The organism is Lagierella sp., from assembly GCF_029983815.1.
Taxonomy (GTDB): Bacteria; Bacillota; Clostridia; order Tissierellales; family Peptoniphilaceae; genus Mediannikoviicoccus.
Map to the genome: position 1 here is coordinate 105,022 of NZ_JASBYU010000003.1, position 16,691 is coordinate 121,712.

The 16,691-nt window shown below is 31.6% G+C and carries 15 protein-coding genes and 1 pseudogene; 1 reads left to right on the forward strand and 15 read right to left on the reverse strand.

Annotated elements, in window-relative coordinates:
• Window positions 1–138: 138 nt before the first annotated feature.
• The 15 genes and pseudogenes from Q1K37_RS02730 to Q1K37_RS02800 form a co-directional block, all read right to left on the reverse strand.
• Entirely contained in the window at window positions 139–759 is a 621-nt protein-coding gene (locus tag Q1K37_RS02730) for a CPBP family intramembrane metalloprotease (RefSeq protein WP_300409125.1), read from the reverse strand.
• A 124-nt stretch (window positions 760–883) separates the two neighbouring features.
• Window positions 884–982: pseudogene (locus Q1K37_RS02735) on the reverse strand (helix-turn-helix transcriptional regulator); the annotation flags it as partial.
• Between the two features lie 200 nt (window positions 983–1,182).
• Window positions 1,183–1,497: a DUF2087 domain-containing protein gene (locus tag Q1K37_RS02740; protein ID WP_300409128.1), complete on the reverse strand. Its 315-nt coding sequence runs from the start codon at window positions 1,495–1,497 to the stop codon at window positions 1,183–1,185.
• Window positions 1,498–1,520: 23 nt separating this feature from the next.
• The gene (locus Q1K37_RS02745; protein ID WP_300409130.1) at window positions 1,521–3,005 is read right to left on the reverse strand and encodes an FAD-dependent oxidoreductase; all 1,485 of its coding nucleotides are present in this window, start codon (window positions 3,003–3,005) and stop codon (window positions 1,521–1,523) included.
• Window positions 3,006–3,133: 128 nt separating this feature from the next.
• The gene (locus tag Q1K37_RS02750) at window positions 3,134–3,949 is read right to left on the reverse strand and encodes a hypothetical protein (protein ID WP_300409132.1); all 816 of its coding nucleotides are present in this window, start codon (window positions 3,947–3,949) and stop codon (window positions 3,134–3,136) included.
• Window positions 3,950–4,003: 54 nt separating this feature from the next.
• Window positions 4,004–5,176: an iron-containing alcohol dehydrogenase gene (locus tag Q1K37_RS02755; protein WP_300409164.1), complete on the reverse strand. Its 1,173-nt coding sequence runs from the start codon at window positions 5,174–5,176 to the stop codon at window positions 4,004–4,006.
• A 139-nt stretch (window positions 5,177–5,315) separates the two neighbouring features.
• Window positions 5,316–6,245, reverse strand: a complete 930-nt coding sequence (locus tag Q1K37_RS02760; protein WP_300409134.1) for an alpha/beta fold hydrolase — start codon at window positions 6,243–6,245, stop codon at window positions 5,316–5,318.
• Between the two features lie 125 nt (window positions 6,246–6,370).
• The gene (locus Q1K37_RS02765) at window positions 6,371–7,528 is read right to left on the reverse strand and encodes a hypothetical protein (RefSeq protein ID WP_300409136.1); all 1,158 of its coding nucleotides are present in this window, start codon (window positions 7,526–7,528) and stop codon (window positions 6,371–6,373) included.
• A 492-nt stretch (window positions 7,529–8,020) separates the two neighbouring features.
• The gene (locus Q1K37_RS02770) at window positions 8,021–8,464 is read right to left on the reverse strand and encodes an OsmC family protein (protein ID WP_300409138.1); all 444 of its coding nucleotides are present in this window, start codon (window positions 8,462–8,464) and stop codon (window positions 8,021–8,023) included.
• Between the two features lie 207 nt (window positions 8,465–8,671).
• Window positions 8,672–8,896 (reverse strand): hypothetical protein, encoded by a 225-nt coding sequence (locus Q1K37_RS02775; RefSeq protein WP_300409140.1) that lies wholly within the window; start codon window positions 8,894–8,896, stop codon window positions 8,672–8,674.
• 276 nt (window positions 8,897–9,172) lie between these two features.
• Window positions 9,173–10,549, reverse strand: a complete 1,377-nt coding sequence (locus Q1K37_RS02780; protein WP_300409141.1) for an ABC transporter ATP-binding protein — start codon at window positions 10,547–10,549, stop codon at window positions 9,173–9,175.
• Window positions 10,543–11,229: an energy-coupling factor transporter transmembrane component T gene (locus Q1K37_RS02785; RefSeq protein ID WP_300409142.1), complete on the reverse strand. Its 687-nt coding sequence runs from the start codon at window positions 11,227–11,229 to the stop codon at window positions 10,543–10,545. The genes Q1K37_RS02780 and Q1K37_RS02785 overlap by 7 nt, the downstream gene beginning before the upstream one ends.
• A complete protein-coding gene (locus Q1K37_RS02790) occupies window positions 11,229–11,810 on the reverse strand; it encodes an MptD family putative ECF transporter S component (protein ID WP_300409144.1) in 582 nt (193 codons plus the stop codon). Before Q1K37_RS02790 ends, Q1K37_RS02785 begins: the two co-directional genes overlap by 1 nt.
• A gap of 9 nt (window positions 11,811–11,819) precedes the next feature.
• Window positions 11,820–13,541, reverse strand: a complete 1,722-nt coding sequence (locus tag Q1K37_RS02795) for an ABC transporter ATP-binding protein (protein WP_300409146.1) — start codon at window positions 13,539–13,541, stop codon at window positions 11,820–11,822.
• A complete protein-coding gene (locus Q1K37_RS02800; RefSeq protein ID WP_300409147.1) occupies window positions 13,525–15,279 on the reverse strand; it encodes an ABC transporter ATP-binding protein in 1,755 nt (584 codons plus the stop codon). The genes Q1K37_RS02795 and Q1K37_RS02800 overlap by 17 nt, the downstream gene beginning before the upstream one ends.
• 159 nt (window positions 15,280–15,438) lie before the next feature.
• Here Q1K37_RS02800 and Q1K37_RS02805 point away from each other — a divergent pair, with 159 nt between their 5' ends.
• A complete protein-coding gene (locus Q1K37_RS02805) occupies window positions 15,439–16,431 on the forward strand; it encodes an AraC family transcriptional regulator (protein WP_300409148.1) in 993 nt (330 codons plus the stop codon).
• Window positions 16,432–16,691: the final 260 nt, after the last annotated feature.

Sequence of the window (16,691 nt, forward strand, 5' to 3'; positions counted from 1 at the left end):
CCTTATTTAGATTATAATTCATCCATGAATAAAGGCGCAAACATAGTGAGTTTATAAGCTATTTTTCAATTAAAAAAGAGAACTCTATTTCAAGTTCTCCATTTTTAATTCAAATTGCTCCAACAATTTTTAAGTCATTTAAAGTTTAAATAAGTACATGGAAACATAGATCCCAGAAATTATATTTACCAGAGCATGAACAATCCACCCATAGACTATGGACCCGTCACACTTCTTTTCTGCAAGATATCCTAAAACATAGGCTATTCCTACAGTGAAAACAAGAACAATCATACTCTCTAAAGCTCCCTTGACCGCTGGAAGATGGATAGCTGCAAATATAAGAGCTTGAAGGGCATTTCCAATTTTAAACCCTAGTTTTCCAATCAACCTTTTACCTAAAAAGCCCCTAAAGAAAATTTCTTCCGATAGCCCAGTCTGTACCACAGAAAAAAACACCAATACAAATACATATGTGAAACCAAATCCATATTTCTTAAATGTCACAAAGGGAAGGTTTGTAGAATTGATACTTCCATTTTTAAACATCACCATGTAGGGTACAAAGGTTGCAACCATAAAGAATAGACTGATTACTGCAATAGATTTTATAGGCATTGGTCTTTTTGTTTTAAAGCCTAGCCATGGCAAAAACCCTTTAACAGTCCTATGTCCTACTAAGTACCATATAAAAGGAACCAAAGAAAAGATAAGAACCTGTACAATTCCACTAAATATTACAGTTTTTATTTCTTCCATAAATAACCTCCAATTTTTTGTAAACTTTAATTTAATTATAGAGGTTTGATTCTATTAATTCCAATAATTTTTCTGATTTTACTATAAATTAACTTTATCTTAACTTAGGAAGTTTTATTTGCTATTTTGACACAGTCTGCCTTACTACATTTAATTTACTGGCAAAATCTTCCTGGGAAAGTCCATTTGATTTTCTCAAAGTCTTTATATTTTCCTTTAGCATATTAAACCCTCTTTCGCAGTATTTTCACTATTATTATATGAAAATACCACCGTTGCCACTAGCAATGTTTTTTAACATTTTAGCAAAATTAATTTTTTATACCTTTACATAAAAATTAAGTACCCTTTTTCTCATTTAAGAGTCTTCTAGGGTACTTAATAGATTTTTCAAAAAAGCAAACTGCCTTATTGGCATATTAACTATATGTTGTTCTTAATAAACTCTTCCACTGGTGGAATGTCCTCTTCCTTCCAATAGGAACTTCCATCCATGGTCCTGTTTACAAGACGCCTCATAAACAACTCACGCCTAATAGTTGCAGGGTCCTTAAAGGATGTATATCTATTGATAATTTCATTGATTTCTCTTTCTGTAAACTTTTCTCCAGATGGAATCTTTCCTGCGATATAGTAATATATATATAACTTCTTTTTATTCTTTGAAGGAAGGGTCTCTATCCTACCCTCTTTGTCCAAAAAGTTTTCAAATTCCTTAATTAATCTCTCTTCTTCCATTTTTTTCTCCATTATAAATTGTTTTATTTTTCTGCTAATCTCTTTCCAATAACATAGCCTTGAGTATAGTTATGTCCAAGATTTAATCCTGCTAAAGTAAGGGGATAGTCATAGGATCCGTAGAAATTACCAGCAAGATTTCCTATTGCATAAAGTCCTTCAATAGGCTTTTTATCGTCATCCAAAGGTCTAAGACTTCCATCCACTTCCACTCCACTACATATCATCGTAAGTCTTAAATGGCGGTGAGTTCCAAAGTATGGTGGATTTTCAATTGGATAAAGATATTTTGGATCTTTACCAAAGTCTACATCTTCCTTATCTTTTGCAATTTCATTGTAACGAGCCACAGTATTTTTAAATTCATCTACATCTTTAATCTGTAGCTTTTCCGCCAACTTTTCCAGTGTATCCGCCTTAAAAGTCTTTATTAAACCTGGTAAAACTCCCTCTCGACTAGCATCTTCCTCAGGCATATACTTTTTAAGTTCCTCTTCATCGGCTAAACCTAGTCCCCACTCTTCTTTCTTTTCAAGATATTTTGCATCAAAGATTTCCGCATAGTGTCCAACATCTTCCTTATCCAATAGGAAACAGTTCATATACTCCATACCATTTTCCTCATTACAAAATCTCTTACCGTCAAGTTTTACTCTTAAAAGAGGAACTTGCATATTTGACCCAGGACCAGAGTCCATGTCGTGAACCATTTTTGTATGTCCTATTGGCTCCATCTGTCCACCTGCATCTATTATCATCTTGTGGCCATCACCAGTTCTACCAAATTTCTTAGTCTCTAAATTTAAAACCACAGGGATGTAATGAGATTTCATATCTTCATCATTTTGATAGTCTCCTGTACCTATTACAACACCTTTTTTTGCTCTAAATTCTATTATTCCATCCTCGGACCTTCCGTATACACCTACAACTTTATTTCCCTCTTTAATCAATTTGATTCCAGGTGTATTATAGTAAAAATCAACTCCCTTTGACTGGGCTAACTTCGATAAGTACTTCATTGCATCTCCGGCGCTATATGGCTTTGGCCCATAAAATGCAGTGACAAATTCTAAATTCAAATCATTTTCCTTCATAAAACTCTTATGTGGTCCATTTCCCAAAGAGGAAACTTCAGCACCTGCTTCCTTGCTTTTATCTATTAACCATTGTAGGGCATCGCCAGAGTTTTCTACATACATTTCATAAAGGTCCTTATTTGCCCTTAATTCACTTTCCTTCATGAGAATAGAAATAAGCTTAGCCATATCCTTTGGATTGGAATTTTTATAGTCAACCCCCACACCGATATGACCGCAGGCACTAGCTTCCTTTTCCTTTTGAATAACACAAACCTTTGCGCCAAGTTCAGCCGCTTTCAAAGCACATGGTACACCTGGAGTTCCAGCACCAACAACTACGATATCGTATTCCTTGGTGTCAATAGGTTTTTCTTTTACATCTTCAACTTTAAAAATTTCTCTTTCTTTTTTATAAATATCCTTCATATTTCCCCCTTTTGAATTCATAACAGTAATATTATTCACATAATGTCTATACCCCATTGTAACTGTAATTATTCAATAGTTGGTATGAATCTAAGTTAGATAAAATGCAAATTAAAGAAAGACATAGACTAGTTTTCACTTTTTCTCCAAAAGAGTCCCTCAGAACTTGCCAAGCAAGCTAGTATTTCCTTTGCTCTTTCATCTGGATTGTAAAATGTTAGATGAAGGCAGTCCCATTCATATTGGGCCATCATCTTTCCATCATCAAATAAAAGATACATGGAGCCGGAATAATTTGTCATGATTTCTCTTATAGTCTCTTCTATAAGTTCTGGACTGGGTCTTTTGAATCTATCATCAAAGTAAATCTCCGCAGAATAATAGCACATAAACTTCAAGAGAATATTTGTGAATTTATTACCTATTTCTTCTCTTCTGTTACTATTTAAAAAATAATATTCCACATCAAAAAAATCACCCTTGGAGTCTGCTGGGACAGTCATCGGTAAAAAGTCGATAATATAACAGGGCTTTTCTGAAAGTTCCTCCACCCTATCCCAGTAATCCTCCATACTTTTGTCAAAGTCCTCTGTAAAGGGTAGGACTAAATCGAATATTTCTATGACATAATGCTTTTCTTTGATCTCGGTGTTTGGATGGTTTTCTGTTATCTCTACATTATACTTTTTAAACCTTTTCATTTTGAAATCTTTCTTTTTGCCTATGACAATATACTGGGCATTGTACCTTATTTCATCAGAATTTTGATCGATACTGTAACATTCAAAAGGCTTTTCAATATCAATTCCCATTAACATAAACTCTTTAGAAAGATCCGGATAGGAGGCCCTTATGTTTTTTACATAGTTTTCACAATATCCACAACTACATACAAAGTCCTCTGGTAGGTTTTTATAAAAATTTTTTGTCTTTTTTATATACATGCACCTCCTATTTCTATTGTACAACATTTAGCGAATATTAATATAATTTTATTCTTAAAATGCCATCTTATATATCTTAAGGACATCTTCTTCCTTAAGTTTTTTAAATCCATTTATTTCAGGCTTTTCTCTATTTTCTACACAATTCTTCGCCATAACTGGTAAGTCCACTTCTTTAAATCCCACATCTTTCAAATCCTCTGGAATGCCAACAGAAGTAAAAAACTTCCTAAGTTCAGCAATTGCATTTTTCGCATCCTCGTCAATGGATTTTCCTCTATCTAAATTGAATACATTGTAGCCAAATTCGGCAATCTTTCCTTGAGTTTCTTCATCTAAACAGTATTCAAGCCAGTATGGAGTCAAAATAGCAAGACCAACACCGTGGGTAATGTCCCTAAGTGCTGAAAGTTCATGCTCCATTGGATGTACGGACCATGCAGTATTTTTCCCCGTATCCAATAAACCATTTATTGCCCAGCTGCCAGCCCACATAAGATTTGCCCTTGCTTCATAATTTTCAGGTTCTGCTATTGCTATAGGTCCATATTTAATACAGGTTTTAAGTATTGCCTCTGCCATTCTATCCTGTAAAAATGCACCATCATTTAAAGTAAAATAGTTTTCCATGGTATGGCTCATGATATCGGCAGTGCCCGCTGCCGTATGGTATGAGTTTACAGAAAAGGTAAGTTCTGGGTTCATAACAGCAAACTTAGGACGTGCATATTCAGATCCCCATGCCAGTTTTTGACCTGTCTCTTCATTAGTAATCACAGAACCCAAGTCCATTTCAGATCCTGTTGCAGAAAGGGTTAAAACAGAACCAAATGGTATTCCGCCTTTAGGCTCTTCATTTCCAATAACAATCTCCCATGGATCACAGTTACTATATGCACCTACAGCAACTAACTTGGCAGTGTCAATTACAGAACCACCACCTACTGCAAGTATAAAGTCTATTTTGTTTTCTTTAGCTAAATCAACCCCTTCTCGAACCTTGTCAATTCTTGGGTTTGGAACAATTCCAGAAAGTTCAAAATAGTCGATATTATCTTCCTTGAAAATTTTTACAATTTTATCATATAATCCAATTTTCTTAATACTATTTTGCCCATAAACGATTAGAACTCTTGTACCATACTTCTTAATCTCACTTGGTAGATTTTTAAGTTGATCCGCACCAAAAAATATTTTAGTAGATATATCGAATATAAAATCTTTCATCATACTCTCTCCTTTTTTTATATATCAATAGAGTAGTTACCCTATTTTACTTTATAAAAATCATTATATGTCTATTTTATCAAAATAAAGCACCCATACTAAAATATTGTGGGCGCTAAAATAATCTAAAATTATAAATTTAATTGTACTTACTTAAAAAATCCTCAATCCCCTTAATATACTTTTCCCTCTCATTGAAATACATTTGGGTATGTTCACTTTCATTTAGTAACATAACCCTATCTTTTCCAGATTTATCAAATACACCTTGCGCATGGGAAAAGGGAGTTACCTTGTCCTCTTTATTAGTTATTATAAGAATCGGATTGTCTATTTTATTAAAACTTAAAAGTCCATTGGTTTCTTTATATCCATATCCTTCAATAACCTTGGAACCAATATTTCCAAGAGACTTCATTAAACCAAAGGGGATATTTGTCTGATTTGAAGCCTCTTTTAGCCCTTGGTCAATAAATTCCTCACCATTGGCCATTGGTGAATCCAAAATAACTAATTGGATTTTATCTTTTATTTGTTCATAACCGTGAAGAAATGTATGAGCTCCATAGGACTCGGCAAATATATTAATCTTTCTATCGGGATACTTTTCCTTAAGATAATATACTACGTTGATTAGGTCCCCCTTTTCCCCAACTCCCATATTATTCTTTTTTATAGGATGAGTTCCAGAATTTCTTTGGTCATAAAGAACTGCTGAAAAGCCTCTTTCCAAAAATATCTGACTATGGGGAAGCATTGTCTCTCCCGTTCCACCCATACCATGAATAAATATAAAGATATCTCTTTTGCCATCTAATTCATAGGTGTCAATTGAAAAATCATAACCATCCTTGTCATTTGTAACTATTTCTTTCCTATAAGCATAATTTTCCTTAAAATCATCAGCATTAATATTATATGTTTGTAAGAATTTGCCTTCATTTTTTAATGTCTCTTCTTGGGGTACAATATTTGTAACACTTTTATTGATTTCAATGCTTAAAAAAGCAGAAAAACCTATTATTAAAACTAGTACAATACCTAGTAGAATCTTTAACACTTTTTTCATATGACACCTCATAAAATATTTTTAGAACAATTATACCAAACCCATTAAAATTATATGTTAACTATTTATTAATATAATGTAAAAGTGTGCAAACTTTACTAAGCACCCTTTGTAAAAATACCATACTATATATAGAGCTGTTTTTTACTTGCTTTTTCCCTTCTCCTCTGTATAAACGATTTTTCTGATAAATAAGCCTTTAAAGAAAAACTTGCCACAACTATTAACAATACTAAGAGTATCAAACTACTTTCTAGAGCTATTAAAACCCCTTCACCTAGTAAGGATACAAAGGTTCCAACATTCAAATTGAAATAAACGTAGAACATCAGACCATTAAAGATAATAAAGGCCAATAGGGACTTTTTTAAGTCGTAATTTTGAGCTCTTTTGGAATAAATAATAGTTCTTGCTACATAATAAACTATCCAGGTTAATACCATCAATGCCATATAGCCATATAGTGTAAAATTGGTTTCACTGTAGATTATTCCACCCATTCCAATATTTTTAATTCCTCCAGGATAGTTGATTTTCATTATAATATATTGCTTTATAGCTACTGCCAGCGCCATAAATAGAGAAACCGTCGTAAAGGAAAGAAGTTTATTCTTCTTATTTTCCCTATCATTTTTTCTTATATAGAAATGGGCTATAAGACCTAAGGCGATTTCAAGACCAATGAAGTTTAAAATTGCTATAAAATTAAAATCCTTTCCAAAAAATCGTCCCCTACCTAAAAATAGATTTTCAGCCCTTAAATTTTGGTACTCATTTTTTCCAGTATATTTAATCTGATTATATATTTCATCATAAATGGATTCATGGGCCCTAATTTCCTTTCTCTGGTCCTCATCCACATCCTTTAAAATTAAATTGTAGATTTCATGAAAACGGGTTTCAGCTTTTTTGATTTCTTCATCCAACTCTTCCCTCTTTTCATAATTTCCATTATTTATAGCATCAAGCACTTTAAGATGCAAATTCATCAACTTCTTATAGGCTTGGGTAAATTCATCAATATCGTATCCATGGATTTTTATTATCTGCTCATTTTTGTATTTAGCAGCCTCTTCAAGGGTTTTTCCGTAGTAAATTTTTCTATATTCATCTGCATCTTCAATGACCTCTGAGTCCTTGGTGTAGTGAAAGTACTCTACAGGAGAATCTTTTATAGCTATTCCAATTAAAACCAAGTACAAGATAAATCCAAGAACGATATATATGACTTTATGCTTGAAGAGCATATCTTTAATTTCTTTTAAAAATGGTTTTTGAGACATTTCTTTACTCCTTAAAATAATTGTTTTCAGTAGATAATTCTACATTCAGGGACATACGTTCAAGCCAGACTAATTATTTATTTGTCGTATGTAAGGTTTAAATAGCTTAATTACAATATGTTTTAGCCAGATTTTTCAAAAAATAAAACATAATTTTAAGTACATCTTAAAATCCATGTAAACTAACCTGCTAATTGAAGGAGTAAATAAGTTAGAAACATTTTTACCATCATTGGATTTTAGAAAATCTTATTTTTATTTTACCCAGTTTTAAAAAATTTATCCTTTGAACTTGTTCCTTATTTTTCTTAAATCCCTAATTAAGACCATCAACTTATGGATTGAGGACCTAGAAAAAGTCTTTTGTAGAAAAGTAAAAACACCTAAAGAGATTTGAATTTCCCTTTAGGTGTTTTAGATATCTTTCCTATTTGTTTACATAAGTTAAGTAATTAATAACCTAACTATTCTGTCCATAAAAAAACTAGTAAACTAGTCTATTACTACCCCGGATCTAACTAGTTTTACAGTATTTCCTAGACAATCGCATACTGGACATGATGCTTCCACGAAGTCTGCAAAGGCTTCAGTTTTTTCTTGGCTTTCTTCAGTCTTAAAATGCATAGTAAATCTTACTTCTGAAAAACCATTTCTTACATTCTTATTAATTCCCATAAATCCATCTGGATCTAGGTCCCCTTCAAGTTCCACATGGAATTCTTCATATGTAAAGCCTTGAGCCTTAGCAAAAGCCTTTACAACGATCGCTTGGCATGCACCTAATGCACAAAGTAGCGCCTCTACCGGGTTCATTCCCTTGTCAGTTCCCCCTAAATCAGCAGGTTCATCCATCAAAATCTTAAAATCACGAGCTTGAGTTTCCACTTGTAGCCCTTCACTTAGTGCCTTAGCACTTGCTTTAAAAGTTGTCAACATAAAATCCCCTCCTTAAAATTGAGAATATCACAGCTTTCATATATTGTCAACTTTTTAACTTTATTTAAATTTTAAAAAACTAAGGGAGTATAGATTTTAAATCCCTCCAATAAAAGATTAATCAAATATCATATAAACACCACGCATATAGACTAAATACTTCTCATTGTCCTTCAATAATACAAATTGATTAATTACTTAACCATTTTAATCAAGAATCAATACCCTACCTAAAGATTGGAAGTCCTCTACATTGTCCTTGTCAACGATAGTAAAAGAATAATCGTTATTTTTCTTATAAAAACTTTCTATATCATCAGCTAATACCTTAGAACTTGAAAAATTTTCTACTTTGCTAAAATCGGATAAATTCCTTTTAATTCTGGTGCTTTCACTGTAATTTAATTGATAGAACAAATACCAATTGAACATATTATTATCAAAAGAGCTATAAGCACACTCTTATTTATTTTACGGCCTGACATTAGATACTTCTCCCTTATTAAAAAATTAGATTCAAATGGTCTTAACCTGAAATACTTTCCTTCTTTATATCATATTATCATAAAAAATAAAACTGACTTTTACCTCTGTTCTTGCAATTATAATAGTCCTATCTACTTCAAAGTATTATATTGGAGTAACTCAGACTATAAATGTTGACGAAATACATTTAGAAACTTTCACAGGCTAAATACACACGACATTCTATTTCCCATCAATTTTATATACCGCATCTGCCACTTCATTCAAAAATTCTATGTCATGGGAAACTATAAAAAAGATTTTGTTATTACTTCTGTATTTTTTTATAAGTTTAGAAGTTTTAATCATATTGGTATAATCCATTCCACTAGTAGGTTCGTCAAAATAGATAAAAGTTGAATCCTTACACATGACGGATGCGATAACAACTCTTTGCTTCTGCCCTCCTGATAAACTCATTGGATGTCTTTCTTTAAAATCATACAGTCCTAAGTCTTTTAATATATTTTCAGCTCTTTTTATATTAAAATTATCCACACCTAACCTTAACTCATGGGATACCTCATCTGTAAAGAGTTGATGATTAACATCTTGCATTACCAAAGAAGAATTTTTGAGTCTTTCTTTTTTTGATAATCTTTTACCTTTGAAATATATTTCTTCTTTGGACTTTTTTTCTACTCCAATCAAACATCTTAATAATGTCGACTTACCGTATCCATTAGATCCAACTATCCCATATATTTTTCCTAGCTTAAACGAAAGATTCTCAAGTCTCAAAGACTTGTATAAACCCATATTCTTTAAGTTAAGATATCTTATTTCAAAATCTCCTTTTCCATCAACAACAGGAACCTTAAGCCCTGTACGCTCATTATCTCTCAAGCCTAAAGCTTTTAATTCTTCTGCTTTCAGTTTTAAAAACTCATTTTTACTATAATTTTTTTTAATTCTTCCATTTTCTAATAATATGACTCGGTCAATAACATCCATCAAATAATATATCCTATGTTCAGCTATAATTATACTTATGCCCCTAGCTTTAAGGATCTTTAACATGTGTTTTAATATTTCTATGTTCTTCTTATCTAAATTTGACGAAGGTTCATCCATAACTATAATTTTAGTACCAGATATATAGCAAGCTGCGACACAAAGTATTTGTTTTTCACCACCTGAAAGTTGAAATATATCTCTGTTTAAAAGATTTGTTATTGGAAAAATTTCAAGCATATCTTTTAATCTCATATCCATCTCTTCTCGTTTAAGACCAATATTTTCTAAATAAAACAATAGTTCCATAGTAGTGTTGACATTAAAGAAATAGGTTTTTGGATTTTGAAACACAGTCGAAATCAAAGTAGAAATTTCATATAGTTCTAATTCCTTCACATTTTTACCATCTACCATAATATCCCCTGCTATATTAGCAGTTTCATATCTCGTCGCTAAACCGTTGATAGAGTTTATTAAAGATGATTTTCCACTGCCACTTTTTCCTGTAAACAGTACACATTCTCCTGTATTAATTGAAATATTAAAAGAGCTTAATATTTCCTCTTTTCCATATTTTAATGAAAAATTTTTAATTTCTACCATATCCATCCTCCCATTATAAGACCCAATGTCGAAAGTGAGTAGAAAAGATCAACCACTCCCAATCTTATAGGCATATATCTCGTCTTTTTAACTGGATATTCTATCGCCTTTGTTTCTGCAGCTTTTGCAATATCATCTGCAATATTAGAGGATATTATTAGCAAGGGAATTGTCACATATTCTAGATATTTTACAGGATTTCTGAAATTAATTCCTCTAATCTTCATTGCAATCTTAATACTTTTCTTCTCCTCTATATATGATGGGAAAAATCTAAACATTACCGCTATAGGAATAGAAATATTTTTTGAAATTTTAAGTTTATCCATTGATGAAATTATCGCACCTACATCCGAGGTTTTTATCATAAAACTTGCCGCCATAAACGGTAATATGAACATTCTAACGACAATTGGTATGCTCAAAAACATTTTTAAGACCGGATTTAGCTTTGAAAGCACCATGAAATTAGGTAAAGAAAATAATATCACACATAAAGCCATCCACTTTATTAAAGTTTTTTTATATCCATTAAGATAAAACAGAATGCCGATAATAAGAATAATTATCAATTCAAAATAAGTATTTATACTATGCATAACAGTTAGTCCTGTAATAAATACCACAAAAAACTTTGTAATTGGATTGGGATTGTAGATACTACATGAAGAAGCAGGCATTAAACAATACCTGCTTTTTTAAAGTGTTTCTTTAAAAGAATCTTACCTAGATAAGCTCCTATTATTCCACCTATAAAAGCCCCAAGGACAACTAACGCCATGTTGGGATAAGTTATTAATTTTTCAACAGCTGAAGCATATTCATCTCCCATCATCTTGCAGTGTTCCAAATAGACATCCTTCACTAAAATCATTTGCATTAGGGAACTACAAATCCAGGTACTAAAAACTGCATAGGATATCATATTGTACTTAAAAGAATTATATTTACCAATCTTTCTAATTAGTTCTGCTATTATCATCACTATAAGGGGTAAAACTATTATCACATAACTATGTCCTGCCGCGAACATCACCACTGGAGATATCATGCCCAAAATAAATAACGCCCATGGTTTTTGAACCTTTGCCATAAATAGCATAATTACTGTACCAGCTACTATAGCCAATACTGTTGGGTATATTAAAAACAATATCGGAACCATTCCCATCATACCCACACCAAACATGAGGGCAAAATATATAACTCCAAATACACCTATTGTGACTAAATCTTTTACTTTTAATTTTTTATTATCCATTTTAACCTCCTAATAAATGAATTCTTCTGCCATTTTTGTCTTCTCTATTAAATTTTTATAAATCTTTGATTTCTTAAGTAGTTCGTTGTGCTTTCCTTCACTTTCAATCTTTCCTTCATTAAGTACAACAATCTTGTCAGCATTTTCAATAGACTTCATCCTATGAGAGATAATGACCACAGTCTTGTCTATTACTAATTTATTTAGTGAGTCTTGTATTTTCTTTTCATTGTCTACATCAAGACTTGCTGCAATTTCATCTAATATAAGAATAGGTGCACCTTTTAAAAAGGCCCTAGCTATAGATATCCTTTGTCTTTCTCCTCCAGATAATTCTGAACCATTTTCTCCAATGACAGTATCAAATCCTTTTGGAAGTTCATCTATAAAATCTTTACAATTGGCAAGCTCTGCTGCTCTTATAACTTCTTGGTCACTTGCGCCTTGCCTTCCAATTCTTATATTTTCCATAATACTTTGATTAAATAAAACTACATCTTGAAAGACTATTGATATCTTGTCAAAAAGAGATGCTGTAGATATTTCTTTAATATCCTTTCCATCTATTAAGATTTCTCCTGTGTCATAGTCATAAAGTCTAGAAATAAGCTTCAATATACTTGTTTTCCCACTACCACTAGTCCCTACCAATGCAGTTACTTCTCCTTGTTTCGCTTTAAAGTTAACACCATCTATTACTGGGCTATCTTCATTGTAGGAAAATACAACATCCTTAAGTTCTATATCATATCCTTTGAAATCATATTCTTTCCCCTCTTGTAACTTTTGCTCCTTTATTTCTTTCAATCTTTCAATTTTAGGACTTAAGTAAAATATTTCTAATAGCCCCTCTTTAGATGCATCTAAGGATTCTTTTATCTTGATGGATGCTAATAAATATCCAATAAGATACAAGATTCCAATCTCACCATCTACTATAAGTTGAATTCCTATTAAAATGACAACTGCCAAGGATATAAAAGAAAAGATTGTAGATAGTGACAAGACTAAAATACTAGATGTCTCAGTCTTTAAATGTACTGTTTCACTTTCTTCCATTTTTCTATATAAGTCTTTTTTCATGTCTGCACTTAGACCATAGGATTTGATCTCCATTTGCATATCTATATTTTCTTGAAAACTGTTAGAGTTTCTTCTTAATATATCAAAATATTTTTTATTTCCCCTTTCTACAATGTTTTTGAAAAGAGGAATTATTGCAAAACTCAATAAACTTGGCACTATAACAGCAAGTCCCAATTTTACATTCCCGATTAAGAGCATAGTGGATATTAATGGAAAGAATAATGCCATGCCTCCTGCCTTTGGAATAGAATGGCTCATAGCATGCTCTATTCCCTCAATATCCGACATTATAGTCTGAGAAAGATCCGATAAGTCGTGTTTTGAAAAGTAGGACAAAGGTAATTTAGATAGAGCATGAGCTGTATCAATTCTTAAATCAGCACTTTCTTTATATGTTGCATTGTATAAACTTTCATATTCAAGGCTAAGTAGAACGTACATAATTGCCAAGGTTATAATAGAGCTACAAATATAGAAGACATTGGTTTTATTAATATTTTCTAATATCCCTTGTGCAAAAATCATGAGTAACATAGCTGGCAACATGTTGACACAATATACCAAGAAAGAAAACAGGGTTGCTTTTGTTAAATTTTTTGATCCCTCTTCCGTTAAGGAAAATCTTTTTTTATAAAAGCTTTTCATTTCCAACCCTCCATTCATTTGCACTCTGATACAAATTTTGTAAATTTTTATAGTTTGAATTAAAGGACATTAACTCCTTATCAGTACCTCTTTCTATGATTTTTCCATTATCAATTACAATAGCCTCATCCACAGCTCGTATACTTGAAAGCCTATGAGCTATCATAACAACGGTTTTACCTTTTATTAAATTTTTAAAAGCCTTTTGTAACTCATACTCATTATCTGGGTCTATGGAAGCAGAAGCCTCATCCATAATAATTATCTCAGAGTCCTTTAATATAGCCCTTGCAATGGCAATTCTCTGTTTTTCCCCACCTGATAGGTATACACCCTTTGACCCAATTATCGTATTTTCTTTCTGGGGAAATTTATTAAGTATCATGTTACAACCAGCAAGTTCTAAAGCTTTCATAACCTCTTTTCTTGTAGCCCTTTTATTGGCAAGTGCCACGTTTTCATAAATGCTAATATTAAATAATTTAGAATTTTGAAAGACAAAGGATATGGATTGGATTAATGCTTTTTGACTATATTCCTCAATATTTATGCCACCAATCTTTATATGTCCTTCATCTACCTTATAAAACCCAGAGATAAGTTTAGCTATTGTCGATTTTCCTGATCCTGATGAACCAACGAGTGCATAGGATTTTCCCTGTTCCAACTTAAAGGACAAATTTTTTAAAACAAGATTTCCATTATAACTAAAGCTAACATTATCAAATTCAATATTATAATTATTAAACTTCTCTCTATTTCCATGAATTAATTTGTCCTTTTGCATCTGTTCATATAGACTTTCTAATGTATCTACAGCGTAATTACCTTGGAAAATATATTGTGAAAACCACATAATTCTCATAAATGATACAAACAATACCCCTGTTAAAAAAAGTATCATAATAAGTTCTAATAATATTTTCTCGCCACTTCCTAATATATCCCTGATATAAATCATCGGTACAATCAAAATGGCAATTATTCCAAAAAATAACCATTGATAAAATACATATGGCTTTTTACACGATAATGAATAGGAATAGGCATACTTAGAATAGTCTTTTATCGCTTTGTATAATGACCTAAAGGATTCTACGCTACATCCAAATATTTTAACAACCTGCATCCCTCTCACATATTCCACCGTTTCGGCACTAAGTTTTGACAGTGACTCTTGATAGATTTTCATAAACTTCTGTTCTCCCATCAAAGAACCTAATATGAAACAACCTAATATGGCAAGTGTAAGTAAGACGATTCCAACTCTTAAACTGATTAAAAATCCAAGGCCTATTGCCAGAATAGGTGTTAAAATAGCTTGAGAACTATCTGGAATCATATGAGCCACTACCATATGGGTTTGAGATGCATTATCATCAATTGCTTTTCTAATTTGTCCTGATGGATATAGATCAAAAAATCTAAAACTAGAATTTTCTAAACCATCAATTCCTCTTTTTCTCAAATTCGTTTCTAATCTGAAGCCTAGCATATGAGAAAATAAACCTGAAACCATGTAAAAAAAACCTCCCAAAGTAAGGGTTATGGCAGCCTTTACCGCAATTATTTTAGCCGTAATCAAACTCCTAACAATAATTAAGTCATCCAAGAACTTATAAATAAAATAGTATCCTAAGATGGTTGCTAATACAGAAAAAGCTGATAATATCATAGCTAAAATTATCATATGTTTCTTATCAGGTGCATAGCGAAATAACTTTTTATAAACTCCCATTAAAATCTCCTCTCTATTGATATTCCTTTTAGCTAATAACTCGATTAATTGATAATCTCTATCATTGCCTATTCATTATATATCTGCTAAAATAACTAATGCAAGGTTTACTAGAAAATTTGTCTAATTGGAACATTGTCTAAAAGGGATAGGTGTGGCATGACTTACTATGATTTTGTGAAAAAATATATGAAAGTTAACGAATGTAAGGAAAATAAAAAATATTCAAGTGCTGGGCATACATTTTGTTGGAAAAACGGGCGTTTGACTCATGCAGAAGGATTATACTGGTTTTATCTAGGTGATGGATTCATAATTGATATTCATGATTTTTATATAAAAGAAGAATTGATTGAAAATAGTACTTATTGTATGTCAGATTATGTTTCAATTTATTCAAGTTATATTATTAGTGCAAATGGTGAAAGATTTGATCCTTACCAGACAATAACAGCTAAATCTTTATGTACTTTAGACTTTGATAAAATCAAGGATAACTTTCTCTTCTTATTACATGAAAACAGTTATTACCTTGCCGTTTCTATAGGATTTAAAAGGGAGCTATTGGAAAAACATTTATCTTCTCTTGATGTCGATCCAAATTCTTTTACAGATCTATTTAACTCAAACCAAATAATACTTACAAAATCCTTAGAAAAAGTGGCAATGGAAATTTTAAATTGTAAAATGGAATCTCCTGCGGCAGAACTTTTTTTCAAGGCTAAAGCTGGTGAATGGATAAGTATAGTGATTGATACCTATTTAAATAGAAAAAAATACAAAATAGATTCTGATGATGAAAAAGCTCTTGAAGATGTGGCTAAATTTTTAGAGGATCACTTTGCGATGAATGTCAATCAAGAAACACTAGAAAAGATATCTAAAATGAGTGGCACAAAATTAAAAAACTTATTTAAAGAAAAATATGGTCAAAGTATCACAGAATATACTCAAAGAAAAAGAATGAATGTCGCCGAAATTCTTTTATTGAATACTGAGCTTCCCATAAAAGAAATTGCAGAATCTGTTGGTTATTCTTCCCACAGTAAATTTTCCATTTATTATAAAAGATACAAGGGAAATTTGCCAAGTGAGGTACGTGCATTATCTAGTAATTATCAGCATAACTTAGGATGTAGGAATTGTCATTAATTAATGTTTGATTAAATATAATCTTGTATATGCTAAAGTAAAGTATAAATGCATATTTATCCTTTATTATTTTTACAAATATTCTTACCAATAGATCAGAATATTACCCTGTCGAATTTTAGAAGTATCCCTATTCCCTTTTACTGTAGACTTCCATTAGAAATATAAACCTTTTATAATCACTTTTAACTAAAAGAATAGGTTCAATAAAAAATCCTTGGATATTTGATTATCCAAAGATTCAATATCGTTCTTACCCA

Coding starts and splice junctions, on each gene's coding strand:
- Q1K37_RS02730 (WP_300409125.1), bottom strand. CDS start 759: ATGGAAGAAATAAAAACTGTAATATTTAGTGGAATTGTACAGGTTCTT.
- Q1K37_RS02740 (WP_300409128.1), bottom strand. CDS start 1,497: ATGGAAGAAGAGAGATTAATTAAGGAATTTGAAAACTTTTTGGACAAA.
- Q1K37_RS02745 (WP_300409130.1), bottom strand. CDS start 3,005: ATGAAGGATATTTATAAAAAAGAAAGAGAAATTTTTAAAGTTGAAGAT.
- Q1K37_RS02750 (WP_300409132.1), bottom strand. CDS start 3,949: ATGTATATAAAAAAGACAAAAAATTTTTATAAAAACCTACCAGAGGAC.
- Q1K37_RS02755 (WP_300409164.1), bottom strand. CDS start 5,176: ATGAAAGATTTTATATTCGATATATCTACTAAAATATTTTTTGGTGCG.
- Q1K37_RS02760 (WP_300409134.1), bottom strand. CDS start 6,245: ATGAAAAAAGTGTTAAAGATTCTACTAGGTATTGTACTAGTTTTAATA.
- Q1K37_RS02765 (WP_300409136.1), bottom strand. CDS start 7,528: ATGTCTCAAAAACCATTTTTAAAAGAAATTAAAGATATGCTCTTCAAG.
- Q1K37_RS02770 (WP_300409138.1), bottom strand. CDS start 8,464: ATGTTGACAACTTTTAAAGCAAGTGCTAAGGCACTAAGTGAAGGGCTA.
- Q1K37_RS02775 (WP_300409140.1), bottom strand. CDS start 8,896: ATGTTCAATTGGTATTTGTTCTATCAATTAAATTACAGTGAAAGCACC.
- Q1K37_RS02780 (WP_300409141.1), bottom strand. CDS start 10,549: ATGGTAGAAATTAAAAATTTTTCATTAAAATATGGAAAAGAGGAAATA.
- Q1K37_RS02785 (WP_300409142.1), bottom strand. CDS start 11,229: ATGCCTGCTTCTTCATGTAGTATCTACAATCCCAATCCAATTACAAAG.
- Q1K37_RS02790 (WP_300409144.1), bottom strand. CDS start 11,810: ATGGATAATAAAAAATTAAAAGTAAAAGATTTAGTCACAATAGGTGTA.
- Q1K37_RS02795 (WP_300409146.1), bottom strand. CDS start 13,541: ATGAAAAGCTTTTATAAAAAAAGATTTTCCTTAACGGAAGAGGGATCA.
- Q1K37_RS02800 (WP_300409147.1), bottom strand. CDS start 15,279: ATGGGAGTTTATAAAAAGTTATTTCGCTATGCACCTGATAAGAAACAT.
- Q1K37_RS02805 (WP_300409148.1), top strand. CDS start 15,439: ATGACTTACTATGATTTTGTGAAAAAATATATGAAAGTTAACGAATGT.